Source organism: Streptococcus mitis, assembly GCF_946190375.1.
GTDB lineage: Bacteria > Bacillota > Bacilli > Lactobacillales > Streptococcaceae > Streptococcus > Streptococcus mitis_CJ.
Window position 1 is genome coordinate 1 of sequence record NZ_CAMIAF010000002.1, and the last position, 17,345, is coordinate 17,345.

The following is a 17,345-nucleotide window of genomic DNA, read 5'->3' on the forward strand; positions in this document are numbered from 1 at the left end:
ATAAACAATCCCTTTGTCGTTATATATATTCCCGATTAGAGAGTTTGGAGAGCGAAAACCAATAGGGACTCCATTTGGTCCTAATATGTAGCAATTTCGTTCGATATCAGAAGTTTGAACTTGATATCCATGGCTTCCACGCCTCACAATTCCAAACCACCCCCACGATAGTCCTCCAAATTGATAAGTTACTAGATTATTAACCCGTCTTATTTTTACGAACGAGCTCCTTAATTTTGAAGCGATACCCAACGTCCTCCATCCAGTATCACCTATCAACACCTTCCAGCCTGTGTTGTCATTTCCACTCTCTTTTATCCATTTCAGAGCGCCATTAGTAGCATTAACATCTACATAGGTCGTCCCGATTTCAGCAGTGATACGCCCTTCTGGTGAGCCTGTACCACGGATTTCATGCCCTACGTTTGTCGGCATAGGCAGAGTAACATTATTACCCCCGACAATGCCGAGGGTATTTCCTGTCAAGGTCAGCCTTGGTTCAGGCTTTTGGTTCAGCGCCTTCACATCACGGCCGACAGCTTGAGCAAATTCCTCTAAATTGCTCATGGCTATCACGCTTTCGCTGCGTTATACGTTGCGACCAAGTCAAGATTGGCAAAAGAATCAAGTCGTGTGCCCAAGTCTGAGATTTTTTGTACTACCGCGCTTTCAGTACTTCCACTCATGCTAGCGATTTTCTCAGCGATTTCCTTGAGGGTATTCAAATCCTCAGATACACCCTCGCCTAAAATGTCATTTTTGACAGCAGTTTTAGCCTGTTCAATCAATTGTGTGACTGTCGCATTGTCAACTTTACCATTAAGCAGTTGTTTCAATTCCTTGATGTCAACCCCAACCGCTTGAGCGAATGCCGTTAATTTTGTTGTGTCCATATTCCTACACCTTTCCTAAGTTGTAATAAAAGAGTAGGTCAGGAATTTCCTGACCTGCCCCACCCTCGCTTGCAGGTCTTTCTGCAAGCTGTTTTTTTACTTCTTCTGCGATATCCAGCTCCTTAAGAGCATGGACTTCCTCTGTGACCAGATTCTTATCCGATTTTGTGATTCTAATTTGAGTCGAGTCGTCGCTTGGGAATGTATATCCCCCCACTGATACCTCGATTTGATATAAGCCAGCAGGTAAAATCATACCTATATTAAAAGCAACTGCGCCATTTGTCACGACTGCCGTTTTGCGTAATTGCTCCTGACCTCTCGTCAACGTGATAGATGCCTCTTGTCCTTCAAGCTGTGGAATCGGCTCATGATTCTCATCAAGTAAAGAAAAGGCGATTGTGGAAGACACATCACCTTGCTTAACTAAAAATCCACCGTCCACTTGTTTAAGATTCGTTGAATTACGAACATAAGCCATTCTGCGCCCCTTTCTTAAGTTTTACTCTGGAACAATATTTTCAACTCTCTGACATCTTCACCTAATGATTTAACTTGCTCAGCTAGAACCAAGATAGCCTTATTCTGTTCGTCGTGGTTATCCAGACGTTTATTTGCTGATTCTTTAAATTCACGTAGGTTCTCGATGTCTTTTTCCATCGCGGTAATGCGATTCTCCTGCTTGGTAGCTCGGTCTTTCATTGAGAAATAAAGTCCGACAACAGGAATCAGAGAGAGGAAGATTTGGACAATTAAACGTTCAAATTCTGCCATAAAACACCTCTATTCCTTAAGTTCAAACTTCCATGCTGCACCTGTTCCGTCAAGTTCAAGACGACCGTTGCGAGCAAAGTCGCTGACAGGTTCACCGTTATATGTGAACTCACGGTTAAGTTGAACCAATACACGCTTACCTTCACCGTTCACTTCCGCATGGTTAGGGTCTTCAATGGTAATCAAGTCATGTGCCATATAATGCTTACCAACTTCAGCAAGTGGAATCAACTCTACCAATTCCTTGTAGATAGTTCCATAAGCGATTGTCTTGCCTGCTACAGCATTTAAAACGACCGCATGGATGATTTTACCATAGCGGTCAGTTTCTTCTTGATTATGCTTAACTGCTTGGTCTGTTGCCGTCTGTTTCGCTTTAGTTTCAGCAAGTTCATGAGTCGCTTCTTCCAATTTTGCTTGCGTCTGAACGATTGCACTAGCTGGGTCAAGTTCTGCCTTCACCACATCAAGAACTGCCTGGATAAGCGCTTCTTGACTTTCATGCGTGCGGTCACCAGACAAGCCTGCTTGCTCATAACTGTATCGTTGCCCATGTTCTTTCTTGATGGTAACAATCGTTACGTTCTCAGGTTGACGGTAGTAAGGGTTATTTGCTAATTCGTAAGTTTGTGTCATGTTCTATTCTCCTTTTTGCATTTTTACTTTTGTTTCTTCGAATAGTTCTTTGAGTGCTGGGTCGTATTCCAAGACCTCGTTCATTATTTTTAATTCACTTGTTGCGAGTTGGTAAAACGCCTCATTTTGAGCCGATTCCAATTCACTTTTAGCTAGTTTAGTTGCTAGCGATTGTAACACTAGCTGATTGATTGTTTCGTTCATGCTATTTTCTCCAATTTTTGATTCAGCTCTTGAATGGCCTTTATTAAATAAGGTACGAATTTTGAATAATTGATTGTTAAATGATTATCCTCTCCCTCATATTTCTCGACTGCACCAGGAATAATATCTAACACTTCTTGCGCGATCAGACCGATTTCTTCATGAGTCTTATCCTTAATGTAGTCAAATGCGACTAAATTTAAAGCATTTATTTTATCCAATGCCTTGACTGATGTCGGTTCAATATTCTCTTTCAATTTTCTATCCGAACCGGTTGTGATTCCAGCGTGTTGTCTCCATTTCCCAGTGACGATTTGACTCCACCAGACAACTCTATTGTATCCACCATCAGGATTATCCCCTTCGCCTTCCACATCATCATAGCCAATCCATATTCCTCTCGGAGCATTGATTCTAGAGTAGAAATTAACCTTTGATGTGCTTGCGAAATCCACTTTGGAATAAAAATCCACATCATTCCTACAATACATCTTCCCGTCTGTGTTGACATACCAGGCTTTGGGACCAGGGGTGTCTAAACTTTCACCCCAATTTGCCCAAAATGCGTTTCTGTTCGCGCCAGCGTTCATTCCGTTACCCATCCCAATACTAACAGAGTTAATTCCTGTTATGAAATATCCATTTCTGTTTGTGTATTGACCAAATCTGAAGCCTCCAATTTTACCTTGAAAACCTTCTAGAAATGTCGCAGTGACTACCACTGACCGTAGCTTGTTGATGAATGCTTCTTTAGCAGCAAGCATATCTGTGAAGATGTTACTTGCTACTAGCTTGTTTGCAAATGCTTGGTCCATCCTTACTTTATCGGCAGTCACTGCTTCAGCGTCTATAATCGTAGTCGTGACCGAACCTGCTTCAAAGTTAGCGGTCTTTAACTTATCAACCATGCCCGATTTGATAACGGCTTTGTCAATCAAGGTCTCACCCGTAATGTGGGTCAATTTCCCGTCAAATCGGTTATGACCATTTGCTCCAAGATTGATTCCTGAAATCAAATCACCTGCGCTATTGATGTTCTGAACGGCCCACGATCCAGCGATTTGTCTTTGAACTGTTTTTAGGCCTTCATTCTTAGCCACCTCAACCTGAAATAGTTTATTAGTCATAGCCATGCGAGCGACCTTATTTGAAATGTCATTCTCGTTGCTACCGATGATGCGTTCATAAAGCTGACTAGTCTCTCTGACACGTTGGAAGTCTGTCTGATTGGCCTTGCCAGCGATTTGCGATGTGATGCTTGCGAATTGACCATCTACTGTCTTCTTGTACTGAGCGATTTTTGTAGAAATATCATTGTTCGTCTGCGTGCTTATCGCACTAAAACGACGTTCAAGACCTCTCACATTCTCTTGATAAGTCGATTTCCCAATATAGTCTCTGGATATTTGCTCACGAACTGCGCTAACTTGACGAGCAGATTCGTCTCGTGCATATTGTTGCAAGCTCTCTTGTCGCTGACCGTCCTTATTGACATACGTTTCAATCGCACCAAGTTTCGTCAAGATACCGTCAGATGTGCTCTTAAATTCATTCAGCTTCGTACCATACTCAGTTTTGAAAGCCTCAATCTGGCTGAGAGCATTTTGAGATGATGCTTGTAGATTAGTAATGTCTGCTCTTGCTCGCTCACTAATTCGTTTCGCTTCTTGAGCGAGTATGCTGCTTGCGCCAGCATTTCTCAACGCCTCTTCTGCCTCTCGCCTAGCTTCTTGAATTGAAGCATTATCAAAGCTGTCGAATCGCTGATTAATAGTATCAGAGAGTTCTCTTTTAACTTCTTCAGCTTTAGCTCTAGCTAGTTCGATACCGTCCAAAATTTCCTGTCTCAACAATCCAGCTTGATGATCAAAACCTAAGTCGGCATTTTGAAGAGCCTTTTCTAAGGCGATTTCTTGTGCAGATTCTGTCACCCCAAGGATGGCATCTGCTGCGCTAGATAATCCACCAGAAGCTCTAGAACCACCAGTGCCTGCCTTATCATCGAAAGTCAGGGAGATGTACTCTTCTTTCAAGGCATCGAACTCATAAGCAATAGCTTTCTTGAATGCATCGACATTGTGTTTCCAGCTCTTGAGATTGACCGTATCACCCATGTGAACTACTTGGCCATCAAGTTCATAAGCTTCAATCTTGATAGCGTCAGAGACCTTGTCAATGCCCTCATTTGAAAACTTAGCCTGTGCCCACTTCTGCAGCTCTTCAACGGATTTTGCATTGTTATTCTCATACTCTTTTTCGTTTATGTAAGGATAAGAATTAATAAGAGGACTATCAAAAGTTACTCTGATAGTCGTTTCCTTTTCAGCACCTTCAGGCTTAAACGTCGATTTGGCATGGATTCTTGTGACAACATTCTGACTGTTTTTTGTACGTTGATAATCCTTCAGATTTTTGTGCGTTGTAATAACAACACCACGATTCTCACCACGACTCTTCTTGATATTCATTGCAAAGTTATCACGAACCATCTCGCCTTCCCATGTACCAACAATGCTATGCTTACCGTCCAGCAATACAGAGTACAGAGTTTCTGTTTCAGTCGTATTGAAGGTCCTACGATCCTGGATATCACTGTTGAATGAGAAGTCCCCAAGATCCGTTTTGGTATTTTGGACCATGCGAGAAAGAGCCATGCCACAGCTCTGACTAGTCACACTTACTGGCGTGATAGAACGTTGCATCACATCATCTGAAATGTGATAGGCTGTGATTTCTAGATGGTCATTGTGCTCAACAGGTTTCTTGATGCGAAATAGCTGCGCTCCTAAAACAGGAGTCGGAGCCTTTATAAGCATATCTTCTTCGATGAGCTGATAAATACCAGAGTCAGAAATAGGATATTTCACAGTTAAGGTGAAATCGCCATTCATGGTTTCTTTAACAATCGCCGAAGTTGCTTCATGAAGTGGCTCCCCGTTCCACCGAACGGTTCTCACATCTTTATTAAGTAGATAAAGCAATTATGCCCACCCCCAAACCGTTTCGATTTCAAGCGATTGAATACCTGGACCTAAAACAACACCAATATTCTGCACTTTCGCTGGATCAACTGTGATAAAATCCCCTGACCATTTCACTGGTTTTCCTGTTGTTGTCTTAAAACTAGGATTATCAGGATTGTTGACCATCACAAGCGACTCAGCAAGCCTTTCAAGACGAATGACCTGATCAGCAATTGTAAACGAAGTCTCAGCAGCGCTCTGGCCAACGATTGTGATTTTAGGAAATGCAAGAGCAGAACCTTGAACGGTCAAGGTCCCACTTCTTGTCAATCTCTGAGTATCAGTTGCTTTAAAGTATTTTGTAGGATGGCAAGTGAATTTTACATCCACCGTCCATGCACCAAAATCATCTTTAATAATTTTGAAATCATCCACTTTATAGCACCAATATTTCACGCTTGGCTCTTGTTCATTCTCCAACCAAAATTTTTCACGATTTAACAGAGAAGAAAAGCGGTATAAGTCTTCATCCGTTGGGTTAATCAAGCTGATGTGGTAGGTTTTTTCAATCAACCTACGATGCCTATTTGATTGAACAATTGCACCACTAATCCCATCATGTTCTAAAAGACTAGTTTTTGAGGAGGATACGATGACTTGTGGTCGTGTTTCAACCAGAATCTCACATTTAAATGATGATGTTTTCACTCCGTCGATGGTTAACTCATTAATTTTTGTCATGCGAAACCTCCTTTCAAATTAGTTTTTCTTTGTAGTTCTTCAGCAATACGTGTTCCGACTGCATCAGCTAGTCTATTCAAATCCGCTTCTTCTCGAATGGTCACTCCTGAGAAGTTGACATTGATGCTATTCGATGTGTTCATCGTATTAGCAATACTTTGTCCAATTGCACCAAGAGTTGACTTGTTAAGGGGAAGGATTGCTTCTGCACCAGCTTCTCCACCAACCATTGCTCTATTTCCATTCATTCCAAATAAAGTTGGTTTGGTCATGATACCACCCTTCGCATACCACTCAATGCCGATGCTTGGAACGCCCTGACTTAACCAGTCCAGTGGATTGGCTGAACCACTTACATAGAAGTGTGGTAATGGAATGTGCGGCCAACTGATATTGAAATTAAATAGACTCTTAATAGCTTCGATAGCGTTAGATACTGCATTTCTAGCACCATCAATAGCATTTGAAATAGTTGATTTGATAGAGTCCCAAATATTGCTAGCAGTGGATAAGATACCATTAAAAATTCCTGAAATCGTGCTACTCAAATTATTAAACAAATTTGACCCGGTTGAGACCAGGTCAGACCATAGATTGGAAAGGGTAGAAGTAAAACTTGACCACAGTGACTGAGCGCCTGAAATCAAACCTGAGAAAATATTGGACAAGGTGCTAGTAAAGCTAGACCACAAAGACTGTCCAGTTGAGACTACTGAAGACCAAATTTCAGAAAGCCAAGCAGTGAAACTTGACCACGCTGTAGTAGCAGTCGTGACAATATTAGTCCACAATTCAGAAAGCCAAGCGGCGAAAGCATCCCAAGTCGACTGTAGCTGTTCAGATATGGTCCCCCAGTTCATGATAGCCTGAATGATGAGTGTAATAGCGGCAATAGCAGCAACTATTGCCGCTACGACAATTCCGACAGGCGCACCTATTGCACCTATAGCAATGACTAGCGGTGCTATTGCACCGAGTAGCATCATTACAGCGGTTGTAACAAGTCCAAGAATCACGATAGTCTGTTGATCAGTTTTGTTTAAGTTAGTAAACCAATTGACAGCAGATTCAAGCATACCCATCAAAGGTTCTAAAGCTGGTATAACAGTCTCAAGTAGTGTGCCACCTATCTCGGCAAGCCCTTCTTTTGCTTTGTTGGAATAGGTCGTTAGGTCATCGAATGGATCTTTTGTCTCTTCAAATGTTGTTGCTACAGTTCCTGATGAGGATTTAGCTGCCTCAGCTAAATCACTAAAACTAAATGCCCCACGTTGGATAGCATCTACCATACGTGGTGCAGCCTTGCTCCCAAAAACTTCCGAAGCAATACTCAAAGCTTTTGTTTCACTAGTTGAATTCTGTATTGCATTGACAGTCTCGTTCAATCCATCCGTCAAGGACTTCCCGTCTTTGGCATAGTTTACTGCGGCTTTTGAAAGAGAAGATAAAGCAGCAGAAGAGTCAATCCCGCTTTTTTCAAATCTACCAATTAATGTTGCTCCCTCTTCAAAAGATAATCCTAGCATCTTAATCTGTGGAGCTCCATCAATTGCTTTTTGAAAGATGGAGTCATAAGATTGACCAGTATCCTGGCCGACCTTTGTTACTGAGTCCAATACTCTCGCTAGATCCTCATTAGATAAACCGTAAGCATCAATTGCTTTCTTGGCATTTATTGCGGAATTTGAAATATCTTCTCCAGTTATTTTCGAATATTTCAATAGATACTCTGCTGCAGATTGCAAAGTATCGCCAGTAAGTCCAAATTGTGTGTTTAACTCACCGACTGCGTCAGCAGATTCTTGAAATGTAGTCGCTGGTAAAGATGTAGCGATTCCTTTTGCAATTTCCTGAAGTCCTAACAAGGCTTCTCCAGTCAGTCCAGTCTTCGTCGTAACAGTATCCATTGCTTCGTCAATTTCAGACCATGCATCTACTGTTTTTTTACCAGCATCAACCATTTTTTGACCTAGTTGTCCTGCCTTTTCAGCAACGTTCATCATTACATCGGCTTTTAAGTATCCTGTAGCTTCCTTGATGTTTCCTGTTGCAGAACGGCTCGAATCCCCTAGATTCCCCATGGCTTTATCTATCTTTAACACTTCAACTTCTGCTTGCCCAATTTCATTTTGAAGTTGTCGCCATTCCTCTGTTCCGATTTTTTCCTTTCCTAATTCCTCTTGTTTCCGTTTCAACTCCTGGACCTTATCCTTGGCTAATGAAGATTGTTTCCCTAATAACTTCATTTTTTCTTCGGACAACTCTACATTTTTAGGATCTAATTCGAGCTTCTGGTTGACGATATCAAGTTCTTTTGCAACATTGTTGATTTCTTTGTTGAGATTTAAAATAGACTTTGGATTTCCTACATCTTCTATATGTTTTTTGGTTGAATCCATTGCCTGGTCAACAACCTTCATCTGTGATTCAACTTTAGAAATTTCAAGTTGAAGCTTATTCCACTGTGCTGACCCAACTTCAGATTCTCCCAGTTCCTTTTGTTGCTTTTTGAGTTCAGCAATTTTCATAGCACCAACACGAGCTTGTTCCTGTAAGTTGAGCAACTTACGATTCAATAAGTCGACATTGTCTGGATCCATCTTCAATTGTCTATTGATGTTGTTGAAGTCTTTTTTCAGACTAGATAAAGCATTATTGATACCTTTTACAGATTTGTCAAATTCAACAGTATTAGCACCAAATTTGACATATAAGCCTTCAAATGTTTCAGCCATAGATTTCCTCCTTTCGGTTTTAGTCAGACATTACATTTAGTAATTCTGCGTTTGATAAAGTTTTTTTCTCATTTTCATTGATACTCATCTGATGTAGTGTTCCCATCAGATAATTAAAGTGTTGACTTTCTGCCCAAAAAACATCCATCCGATTTTCAAAAATAACCTTATAAATTTTTTCAGAAGTTATGACTTCTGTTGAGGCTTTTTTCTATCTTGAGGAACCTTTGCTCTACTTCGGTTAAATTCATAAAAGAGGTCTGAGAAAAAACCAATATCAATCAAATCACCAAACCAAGGAGCAAGAGAGGCTGTTTCAGCAGTCAGCTCATTCTGTACCAAGCGACCATTCTCAACCTCACCGTACAGACAAGGGATGACTTCAGTTAGGAAGTTCATGAAATCTGGCTCCATAAGTAATGGCATTAGTTTGACCTTTTCTTCATCAGTCAAAGCAGATAAACGACCATTTACACCAGTTGCAAGGGCAAGCTGTGTGTAAGCTGCGAGTGCTTTTTGGTTGTCATCAAAGAAGTTGCGACCTGTTCGCTGTTCATACATCTTGATAGCTGGTAAAGAGTAAAGAAAGCGCACTGTTTCAGTGTGCTCTCTTTCTTCACCATAACTATCAAACGCTGTGAATGATAGTTCTTTTTTAATCATTTTAGCCTCCTGGCACGATGGCTGTTGTTCCTAAAGCTTCATTGATAAAATCAATCAATTTCGTTGGGGTACTTGAAGCGAACAATTTATCAAATTTAGCACGGACAACACCCTTGTCTGTATCACGCCATACAATTTCTGAAACAGGTTTTTTATCTGAATCTAGAATGAAATTGTTAGGTGACGCAGTACATGGAATTTCGATTTCTTTTGGTGTAGCAGAGCTTTCATCTGTTGTAGCGCTTCCTTTTGGAGCTGACGCTTTCACATTGGTCCAGATGTGGAACTCTTCAACCTCAGAACCAAACTCATCTGTAACCGTTTCAGCATATCCCCAAATGAAATTCGCATTCACACCAGTATCGATGAGCGCTGGAGGAGTTGAAGTTGTCAGCTTTTTCCCCAAATGGTCAATCATGAATTGTTTAGGAATTTGATAAGTCGTAATTGATCCCTCAGTTGATTTCTTACCTTGAAGACGGACGTGCTCCACGTTATCTGCGTAGTATGCTTTTGATTCTTGTGAAGTTTCAAAAGATGTTTTTCGCATTCCTGTAAATGGGTATGGTGTTTTTAGATCGAGTGCGCCAGATTCTGTTTTTGAAATCTTAGCAAAGAATCCCATGGCATTACCATGAGTAACCTCTCGTGTGTCATATTTATAAGTCATTGTGACTCCTTCCTTAATTTGGTCTGATTTTTATTGATTTCATATTATTGAGAAAGATTTCTTTATTTTTGAGATAAGCTGGTCTGATGTGTTCTTGAGGTGCTACAAATCCACCATTTTTTGTTGCGTGGCCATTTTCTAACAAGTGAGCAAGCGACTTCTCTTTCCCGTTGTTATATACTACAGCGATATCTTCAATGGTCTCGTGAGTCCATCCTTTTTCATATACTCCGTTTCTTCTAGGACTTCCGTCTCTAATGTCTCCAGCGGTGCTTTTTCCTGCTTTTTCTATGATTTCTAAAACTTGATTCTGTATATCGATTTTTAATGTTTTCACATTAACGCTACCACTTCCCACTTGTGAATACCTCGATTCTGTAGGTTGTAAGTAAGTAATCTGTATCAGGCTGTTTTAGATTCAACTGACTAGGTTCACACATAAAATTAGACAACATCAATTCCTCAATGCTGTCTAGTTTCTTCTTGTGATAGTGACTGATTTGAATAGTCACTTTTCTCATGTGTACTGTATCATCAGCAGTAATACTACTACCCGGAGTTAAACGATAGTAAAGAATAACGTTGTCAGGAGAGGACTTTTCCTCACGTTCCATATAGAACACTTTTGATTTTAAAGTGTTTTTTTCTAGGATTTCTTGAATTTCTTGCCTGGTGAAGAACTTCTTAGCCATTATTTCAATTCTCCTAATTCAATTATCGTGTAGTGGCCATCATCAGATTCAGTTCCAACATTTACCTTGTACTCTTTCCCTTTGTACTTCACGTAGTCTAAGGAATCTGTCACATAGTTAGAACGTATCCGAAATCTTGCTGTCAAAACTTGACCATCTGCCAAAGCTTTATCAAGCCTACGTTGGTAGATTTTCTCTTTTTCAGCTTTGACTTTCTTTTCTACAACTTGTTTTTCAAAAACACCTTTTTCGACCTCTGTGCGCTTATCGTAACAAAGGATGATTGATACTCTAGATGATTTCATGATTAAACTCCGTAAATAGCTTTTAATTGATAGAGAATATTTGTCAATTCTTCATCAATCCAGCTCATTGTTGTTGAGTTTCCTGTCATCAAGGATTTATCAAATCTCTGAACACATCTCAAATGTAACCAATCTAAAATTGTTTCTTTATCATCCTCTTCAATCTCATCCCATTCTGTCAATTCGCTTTCTTTATCGATGCGAGTGATAGGAATGTTGTTTCTCGTTAGATATGAAATCCCACTATTTATGTAGCTTAAAAGTTGAGTGTCGAAGATTTCTTCTTCGACATCAACTTCAACCATTTCTTTAATTTGATTAAGGATTGTCATTTTAGACTCCCCTTTCTATTTAAAATCAACCTTTTGTGAATTTCACAGCTGATTTGTACTGACCAAGTCGGCCACCAAGCACGCTAGCAAGTTCGATATGACGGCGATTCATCGTTACATCATAATCTTCAAAGCGATCAGCAGAGACATCATCACCAATCATCTTATAAGCCTTGTCAGCAAATGCGATAATTGGGTTAGTCGCATCTTCCATCCAGTCATAGACATATACTTGGTAACCAGCAATGACATTTCCTGTTTGTGAAATTGGTGCGAATGGTTGTGGATCAATGTAGCGTTTTTCGCCATCCTTAACCATTTTAAGTTTACGGGCAATGGTTTTTGAAGTTACCAAAATTGGAGTTGTATTTGCAGCAAGTTTATCAATCCCTTTGACGAGGGTTTCTAAAACAGTACTGTCAAATTCCCCGTCAACACTGATTTCTTGTGTATCAAATAGTTGAGCAAGTGTTTCTTCTGCAATAGATTTAATTTCAGTGATTTTGTCATCATCATCACTATTTTTACCATCGCCGATAACAACAGCACGTTCAACTGCACGGATAAAACCTTGGGCTAATTCATTCATCACATAGTTGAAGTAAGCACCTGTTGTATCCTTCTTCAAGTCAGCATACTCAAAACTGTACTTGATGTAGACAGCTGCAGAGTTGATTGTATAATCGATAAATACAAAAGATTCATCTTTCTTTGTTTTGCTATTCTGATGGCCTTTAGCTTTTGATTGTTGAGTTTGAAATGCAACACGTACTGCATAACGAGGATCTTTGGTTACATGGTTCAGGATACCGTCGTAATCATTAAATGCATTTTGGATTGCAATCAATACTGGTTCAGGTAAGATTTTGTTAAGATTAGTTACACCTTTTTCAACCAGATTTGCTTCCCACGCTTTGCGGGCACTGTTTGAGCTGCCTTCGTTATCCATGAGGATTCGAGCGAAATCAAGTGCAGCTTCTTTTGTTTTTAAGTATTCCATTTGTATCTTGCCTTTCTGTACTTCCTTGATAGATTTAGCAGCTTTATTGAGATTGTCTTCTTTTTCTTCAATTTCAATATCTAACTTAGAAATTGTGTTCTTGAGTTCCTCTGCTTTGGATACCAATTCTTCTGCATCTGATTTCAACTGTGCAAGTTCTTCTTCTCCAATAGTTGCTGACTTCAATTTCTCTTCGATTGAAACTTTTTTTAATTTGACCTCAGATAACTCATCTGCATGTTTTTGTCGTTCTTCCATCAATTCGACTAGTGTTTTCATTTTTTTCTCCTTTTTAAATCGTTGCAAGTTTACTCATGATATCTTGCTTCATGTTCGCCTGAGCGATTCGCTTGTCAACCACAGACATATCAAATCCCTTAATATTATCAACGGTTGCTTGAGGATTGGCTGGCACGGTCACGACAGATATTTCAAAGATTTCAACTTCTTTAAAAATCCATCCACCGTAAGGTTGCTTAGCGTCAACTGGCTCATAATCATTAATAAAAAATCCAATGCTCAGACTATCCAGTGCCCCCATCTTCATGAGGTCATAGGTTTTCTTAGCTTCTGGATCACTTAGATTGAATGTCGACCGTGTTCGCAGACCTTTTTCATCTACCGACAGCTCATGCTTACCGATGACACGATTGCGATCATGGTTTAAGCACATAGGTACGACAGCTTTAGTCTTCAGAGTGTTATCAAAACACCCCTTGGCCATCACATCGCCGTCTCTGTCGGTATTGCCATAAGTGGAGGCATAAGCCTCAAAATGAAAGTCAGCTGACTCTTCCTCAACTGACTTGACGACAAAGGTTTTTAACTTTTCCATAGCCTACCTCCTTTCTTAAAATTTCTGCCAACCGCCCACCCTATTTTTAATTACTTTCGCTCGGCTCGATACGGACTGCATTTAGATTGGTTTCGAATACTTCTCCACCTTCATATCCCGGAAGCCCTAGATAGGTTTCACGGAATTCATTTGAATTCATCAAACCTGCGTATTTAGATTTAAATCCACCTTCTACTAGATCCTTGAATGAAATCATGTCAGCCATATCAAAGAAGACCAAGAGCTTGTTTCCTTGTGTCCTTGCCGTCTTCGTGAAATATTTTCTATTAATTTCTTCAGAGAATACACGTTGATATAATTTCATGACGCTAGAATAGTAAGCTCTATATTGTTCTTCTGTGTAGTCACAAGTAAACAATTTTTCATTAATCCCATGAGCATGATAAAGTTGAGATTTCAGAAACTCCATTTCTTCTTTAGAAGCGGTTGAGTAATCTTTTTTTAATTCCATAAACTCTTCACCTTGCTCGAGATAGGCAATGCCACCATTTCCAGCAAGTTCCATCATGCTATCAACTCGAATCTTAGCTTGTTTCTTCAAATGTTCATCTGCTGCTTTAGTTGGTAGTTTTAAGAATCCTCTCAACTTTGAATTCCCTCTGCCTAACTTCTCGGTTAACGCATCAAGGTTGATATCAATTAATTCTGTGATTTGGTTTAGTTGACTTGTCACGTTTAATTTAGGATTCTCAAAAACCCAGACATCGCTAAGAGGTAGCTCAATCTCTACATCATCAATCATGATTTCAACTCTCTCTGCAGTCCATGATATGGTTTTCTTAGCAAGCCAAATTTCAATCAGCCGGCCATTCTCCCAACGTGGAACAACGACTGCAACACCATCTTTCAGCATAGCTCTTGTTACATTTGCCCAAAATACAACTGGTATTTCAAGAGGATTTGGAGAGAAAGATAAAACATTTGCAAGATCACTATTTTCAAACCACTCCATCTTGTCAACTCCAGTCGGATTTCGAGTGATTCTCACATGCTTAAATCGAACTTGTGCAGTATCTGTTGAAATCTTATTGTAGATATTGTCTAAGTAAATCGAATTTCTTCTCCAATAATTCAAATTTCTTTGTAAATAAGTCCTTGTGGATTTTCTATTACTTGGTCTGAAAATCCTAGCAAAAACCTCTCTTAGATTATTTATATGTTTGTTCATTCTTCACCTCAATCAAAGTAATAACTCAAGTCTTCCTTGAAATTTTCGTAGCAAATAAAAGCATCTAGCTGACTAGCAAATACGTCAATCTTTTCTTTTGCTTTTTCTTTATTTGGAAATACATTGTTATTCGCATCTATCTTGACACGAACATTTGCGTGGTTCCAAGTTGCCACAGGATCGTCAAAGATAATTTTCCCCATCTTAGCTTTTTCTTTATACACTTTTAAAGGATTGGATAAGCTCTTGACCGTTTGTGGAATGTCGTGACATATATCTCCGTAGTAGTCATTAATTAAGCGGATAAGCTCTTTTGCATTCCAGCGGTCATATCCAACTGCAACTGGTAAGATTCTATTCTCACTCATGAACTGTCTTAACTCTTCAAAGATATAGGCTTGGTCATTGTAGTCCAACTCATGAACATGAAGCTGGCCACTAAGCTCCCACTCAGCGTATTTGTCCCTCAGTTCTTTTGGAAGACCTTCAATCGTATGACGTGGCATGAACTTCTTGTTCAAATACTGACGCTCTTCGCCACGCACGACCATAAATGAGACCGAACAAATATCATTGACATCCGACAAGTCAACACCAAGCACACAGCGAGCACTCCGCTCCTCATTTCCGACAAATAAACTCTTATCAAACTTATCTGACCAACCCTTGCACTCTTCATTACTGAAGTAAGCAAGATAGTTATTAACAGGGAGATTAAACGTCTTAGCCATCAGCTCAGCCTGTTGTGCTGGATCATTCTTACTCATTTCAATATCCTTGGCAATCGTCTCCTTCTCAGTTGTTATACCAAGTAAAGGCATAGCTTTCTGCCACATATCTGGATTGTGGATTTCAGAAACATCATCCAGCTGATAAATCCAAGGCATGACCGAATCATTGATAATCTTTTCATCAAGAATATCTACCCAGATGTTGTAATACTTATCAAAAAGCTTGTCCCGTTTCGTCCCATTGGTGGAGATGTACCATGTTATCCAATTTTTTCGCTTACGACTCGAACCATCATTCACAACCTTGATGAAGTCATCATCATAAGTGTGCACTTCATCAAAAATATTGTAGTGAGCATTAGTACCATCAAGGCTTTCATAGTCAGAAGTCTTGATTGACATAAGACTATTAGTTGTCTCGTACAAGATACCTTGTTTAGTTGACCGTAGTATGTCAGCCTCACGCATATAGTGTAGCAAGCTCTCTTCGTTCGACAGCATAGCTCTAGAAGCATTAAACAGATAGCCAGCTTGTTCACGACTGTAAGCTAGAAGCTGAATATCAGCACCCCACTCACCGTCAATAATCTGACCAACCTCACCAATGGCAGAACCAAGGGTGGTTTTTCCTGTACCACGAGGTACAATAATAGGCACCTCATGAATGAGACGCCTTTCTTCGAAATCTTTATATTCTTCAAGTGTATCGGGATCTGTTTTTGTAACTTCAACTGTATGATAAAAACCCCACGTTGTTTCTAGCCAAACCTTCTGAGGTAAGGCCAAACGTAACTTGCCAGCAAGACCTTTAGTGTTGCTGCACTCTTCCTCAATGAACTTAATCCGTTTATCAGCTTCTTCTTGTTTGAAGATGTATTGCTCCTTGTACCTCTCTACACGTTTAATAGATTTCATAGTGAGTGCACAAACGCGAATCTTACCTGAGTAAACCAGCTGAGTATATTTATCAAAATATCTCATCTCAACCATATCGAGCCAACTTCTCCTGAATCATTTCTTTGAGACTGTCGCCCTGTGGACTTTGCTTTTCAATCGTTGACATAATCTGCATGTTTAGCTTTTGATACTTTTCCATTCCATCAAGTAGATACTTATCAGGTAGCTCACCGTTATTGATGACTTTATTGATTTCCAACTGGAAGTTTTCAATAACTTTTTGATTATGATTGTATTGAGTTTTAAGATTTTTCAAACCGACTGAATCATTATCACTGATTTCAAGCATTTTTTCTTTTGGAATCAACTTGAAAGTCTTACGAGAGAGTTCAACACGTTCTTCTCTTGTATACTTTTGTCGTTGATTTGCCAGCTTTTCTAACTCTTTGAATTGACTTTTTGTGATATTCGACCGAGTTTCTTCAAATATGCCTAGCTTTTTTCGATACCTGGTGAGGGTAGCACGACTTATTCCTAGCTTTTCTAAAACTTCATTGATTTTCAAAATCATGCTCCTTTCTTGTATCAATTTTCGTCATTTTTGGGGGAGAGGTATATAAGAGGATTGACACCGTTATTATTTTGGGTGTGTGAAAATTTTAAATAGGGGGGACCTGATAAAAAACAAAAATCAAAAAAATAAAAAAATCAAAATAAATTAATATTCCGATTTTCTAAATTTAAATTTATTTTACTTTGAAATGTTTTTGTATTATGACACTCGAGACAAAGTAATTGCAGATTATCTTCGTTGAGAGTAATAGACTCATCTTGATAATTAGTTTCATCGATCTCTATGATATGGTCGACAATGCTATTGCTATGAGTTAAACGTCCACACATATCGCAGCGCATACGCTTTGTCTTTCTGATTCTATTTCTCAGAGTTCTCCAAGGTTTCGAGTTATAGAACCTAATCTGCCAAGCTCTGAACCAGTCTGAGTGTTTAGGATTTTTAAAATAAGCCATCGCCTACACCACTCCTTCAACTTCTGGATTTTCACATGATATAAATATATCAGATT

The 17,345-nt window shown here is 39.6% G+C and carries 20 protein-coding genes and 1 pseudogene; all 21 read right to left on the reverse strand.

Annotated features, from left to right (window positions below; genetic code table 11):
• Positions 1-567: pseudogene (locus N8M09_RS01095) on the reverse strand (collagen-like protein); the annotation flags it as partial.
• A 5-nt stretch (positions 568-572) separates the two neighbouring features.
• Complete coding sequence (locus N8M09_RS01100; protein ID WP_261062871.1) at positions 573-893, reverse strand: hypothetical protein; 321 nt, start codon at positions 891-893, stop codon at positions 573-575.
• Positions 894-897: 4 nt separating this feature from the next.
• Positions 898-1,374, reverse strand: a complete 477-nt coding sequence (locus tag N8M09_RS01105; RefSeq protein ID WP_261062872.1) for a carboxypeptidase-like regulatory domain-containing protein — start codon at positions 1,372-1,374, stop codon at positions 898-900.
• Positions 1,375-1,388: 14 nt separating this feature from the next.
• The gene (locus tag N8M09_RS01110) at positions 1,389-1,667 is read right to left on the reverse strand and encodes a DUF7365 family protein (protein ID WP_261062873.1); all 279 of its coding nucleotides are present in this window, start codon (positions 1,665-1,667) and stop codon (positions 1,389-1,391) included.
• A 9-nt stretch (positions 1,668-1,676) separates the two neighbouring features.
• Complete coding sequence (locus N8M09_RS01115) at positions 1,677-2,303, reverse strand: hypothetical protein (protein ID WP_261062874.1); 627 nt, start codon at positions 2,301-2,303, stop codon at positions 1,677-1,679.
• A 3-nt stretch (positions 2,304-2,306) separates the two neighbouring features.
• Positions 2,307-2,507, reverse strand: coding sequence for a hypothetical protein (locus N8M09_RS01120; RefSeq protein WP_261062875.1), 201 nt, complete (start codon positions 2,505-2,507; stop codon positions 2,307-2,309).
• A complete protein-coding gene (locus N8M09_RS01125) occupies positions 2,504-5,488 on the reverse strand; it encodes a phage tail spike protein (RefSeq protein WP_261062876.1) in 2,985 nt (994 codons plus the stop codon). The genes N8M09_RS01120 and N8M09_RS01125 overlap by 4 nt, the downstream gene beginning before the upstream one ends.
• Positions 5,489-6,211, reverse strand: a complete 723-nt coding sequence (locus N8M09_RS01130; RefSeq protein ID WP_261062877.1) for a phage tail protein — start codon at positions 6,209-6,211, stop codon at positions 5,489-5,491.
• On the reverse strand, positions 6,208-8,946 hold the full coding sequence (locus N8M09_RS01135) for a phage tail tape measure protein (protein WP_261062878.1): 2,739 nt from the start codon (positions 8,944-8,946) through the stop codon (positions 6,208-6,210). Before N8M09_RS01135 ends, N8M09_RS01130 begins: the two co-directional genes overlap by 4 nt.
• A 186-nt stretch (positions 8,947-9,132) precedes the next feature.
• Positions 9,133-9,609 (reverse strand): hypothetical protein, encoded by a 477-nt coding sequence (locus N8M09_RS01140; protein WP_261062879.1) that lies wholly within the window; start codon positions 9,607-9,609, stop codon positions 9,133-9,135.
• Position 9,610: 1 nt separating this feature from the next.
• The gene (locus N8M09_RS01145) at positions 9,611-10,279 is read right to left on the reverse strand and encodes a major tail protein (protein WP_247946907.1); all 669 of its coding nucleotides are present in this window, start codon (positions 10,277-10,279) and stop codon (positions 9,611-9,613) included.
• 13 nt (positions 10,280-10,292) lie between these two features.
• Entirely contained in the window at positions 10,293-10,637 is a 345-nt protein-coding gene (locus N8M09_RS01150) for an HK97 gp10 family phage protein (protein ID WP_000534622.1), read from the reverse strand.
• The gene (locus N8M09_RS01155) at positions 10,624-10,971 is read right to left on the reverse strand and encodes a hypothetical protein (protein WP_001074487.1); all 348 of its coding nucleotides are present in this window, start codon (positions 10,969-10,971) and stop codon (positions 10,624-10,626) included. The genes N8M09_RS01150 and N8M09_RS01155 overlap by 14 nt, the downstream gene beginning before the upstream one ends.
• Entirely contained in the window at positions 10,971-11,276 is a 306-nt protein-coding gene (locus N8M09_RS01160) for a head-tail adaptor protein (protein WP_050253678.1), read from the reverse strand. The genes N8M09_RS01155 and N8M09_RS01160 overlap by 1 nt, the downstream gene beginning before the upstream one ends.
• A gap of 2 nt (positions 11,277-11,278) precedes the next feature.
• A complete protein-coding gene (locus tag N8M09_RS01165) occupies positions 11,279-11,608 on the reverse strand; it encodes a phage head-tail connector protein (protein WP_050253679.1) in 330 nt (109 codons plus the stop codon).
• A gap of 25 nt (positions 11,609-11,633) precedes the next feature.
• A complete protein-coding gene (locus tag N8M09_RS01170; RefSeq protein WP_261062880.1) occupies positions 11,634-12,887 on the reverse strand; it encodes a phage major capsid protein in 1,254 nt (417 codons plus the stop codon).
• A 13-nt stretch (positions 12,888-12,900) separates the two neighbouring features.
• Positions 12,901-13,443, reverse strand: coding sequence for an HK97 family phage prohead protease (locus N8M09_RS01175; protein ID WP_050253681.1), 543 nt, complete (start codon positions 13,441-13,443; stop codon positions 12,901-12,903).
• Positions 13,444-13,489: 46 nt separating this feature from the next.
• Entirely contained in the window at positions 13,490-14,632 is a 1,143-nt protein-coding gene (locus N8M09_RS01180) for a phage portal protein (RefSeq protein WP_261062881.1), read from the reverse strand.
• An 8-nt stretch (positions 14,633-14,640) separates the two neighbouring features.
• Positions 14,641-16,353, reverse strand: a complete 1,713-nt coding sequence (locus N8M09_RS01185) for a terminase TerL endonuclease subunit (protein WP_261062882.1) — start codon at positions 16,351-16,353, stop codon at positions 14,641-14,643.
• Positions 16,346-16,831: a hypothetical protein gene (locus tag N8M09_RS01190; protein ID WP_261062883.1), complete on the reverse strand. Its 486-nt coding sequence runs from the start codon at positions 16,829-16,831 to the stop codon at positions 16,346-16,348. Before N8M09_RS01190 ends, N8M09_RS01185 begins: the two co-directional genes overlap by 8 nt.
• Positions 16,832-16,968: 137 nt before the next feature.
• A complete protein-coding gene (locus N8M09_RS11210; protein ID WP_314726040.1) occupies positions 16,969-17,289 on the reverse strand; it encodes an HNH endonuclease in 321 nt (106 codons plus the stop codon).
• Positions 17,290-17,345: the final 56 nt, after the last annotated feature.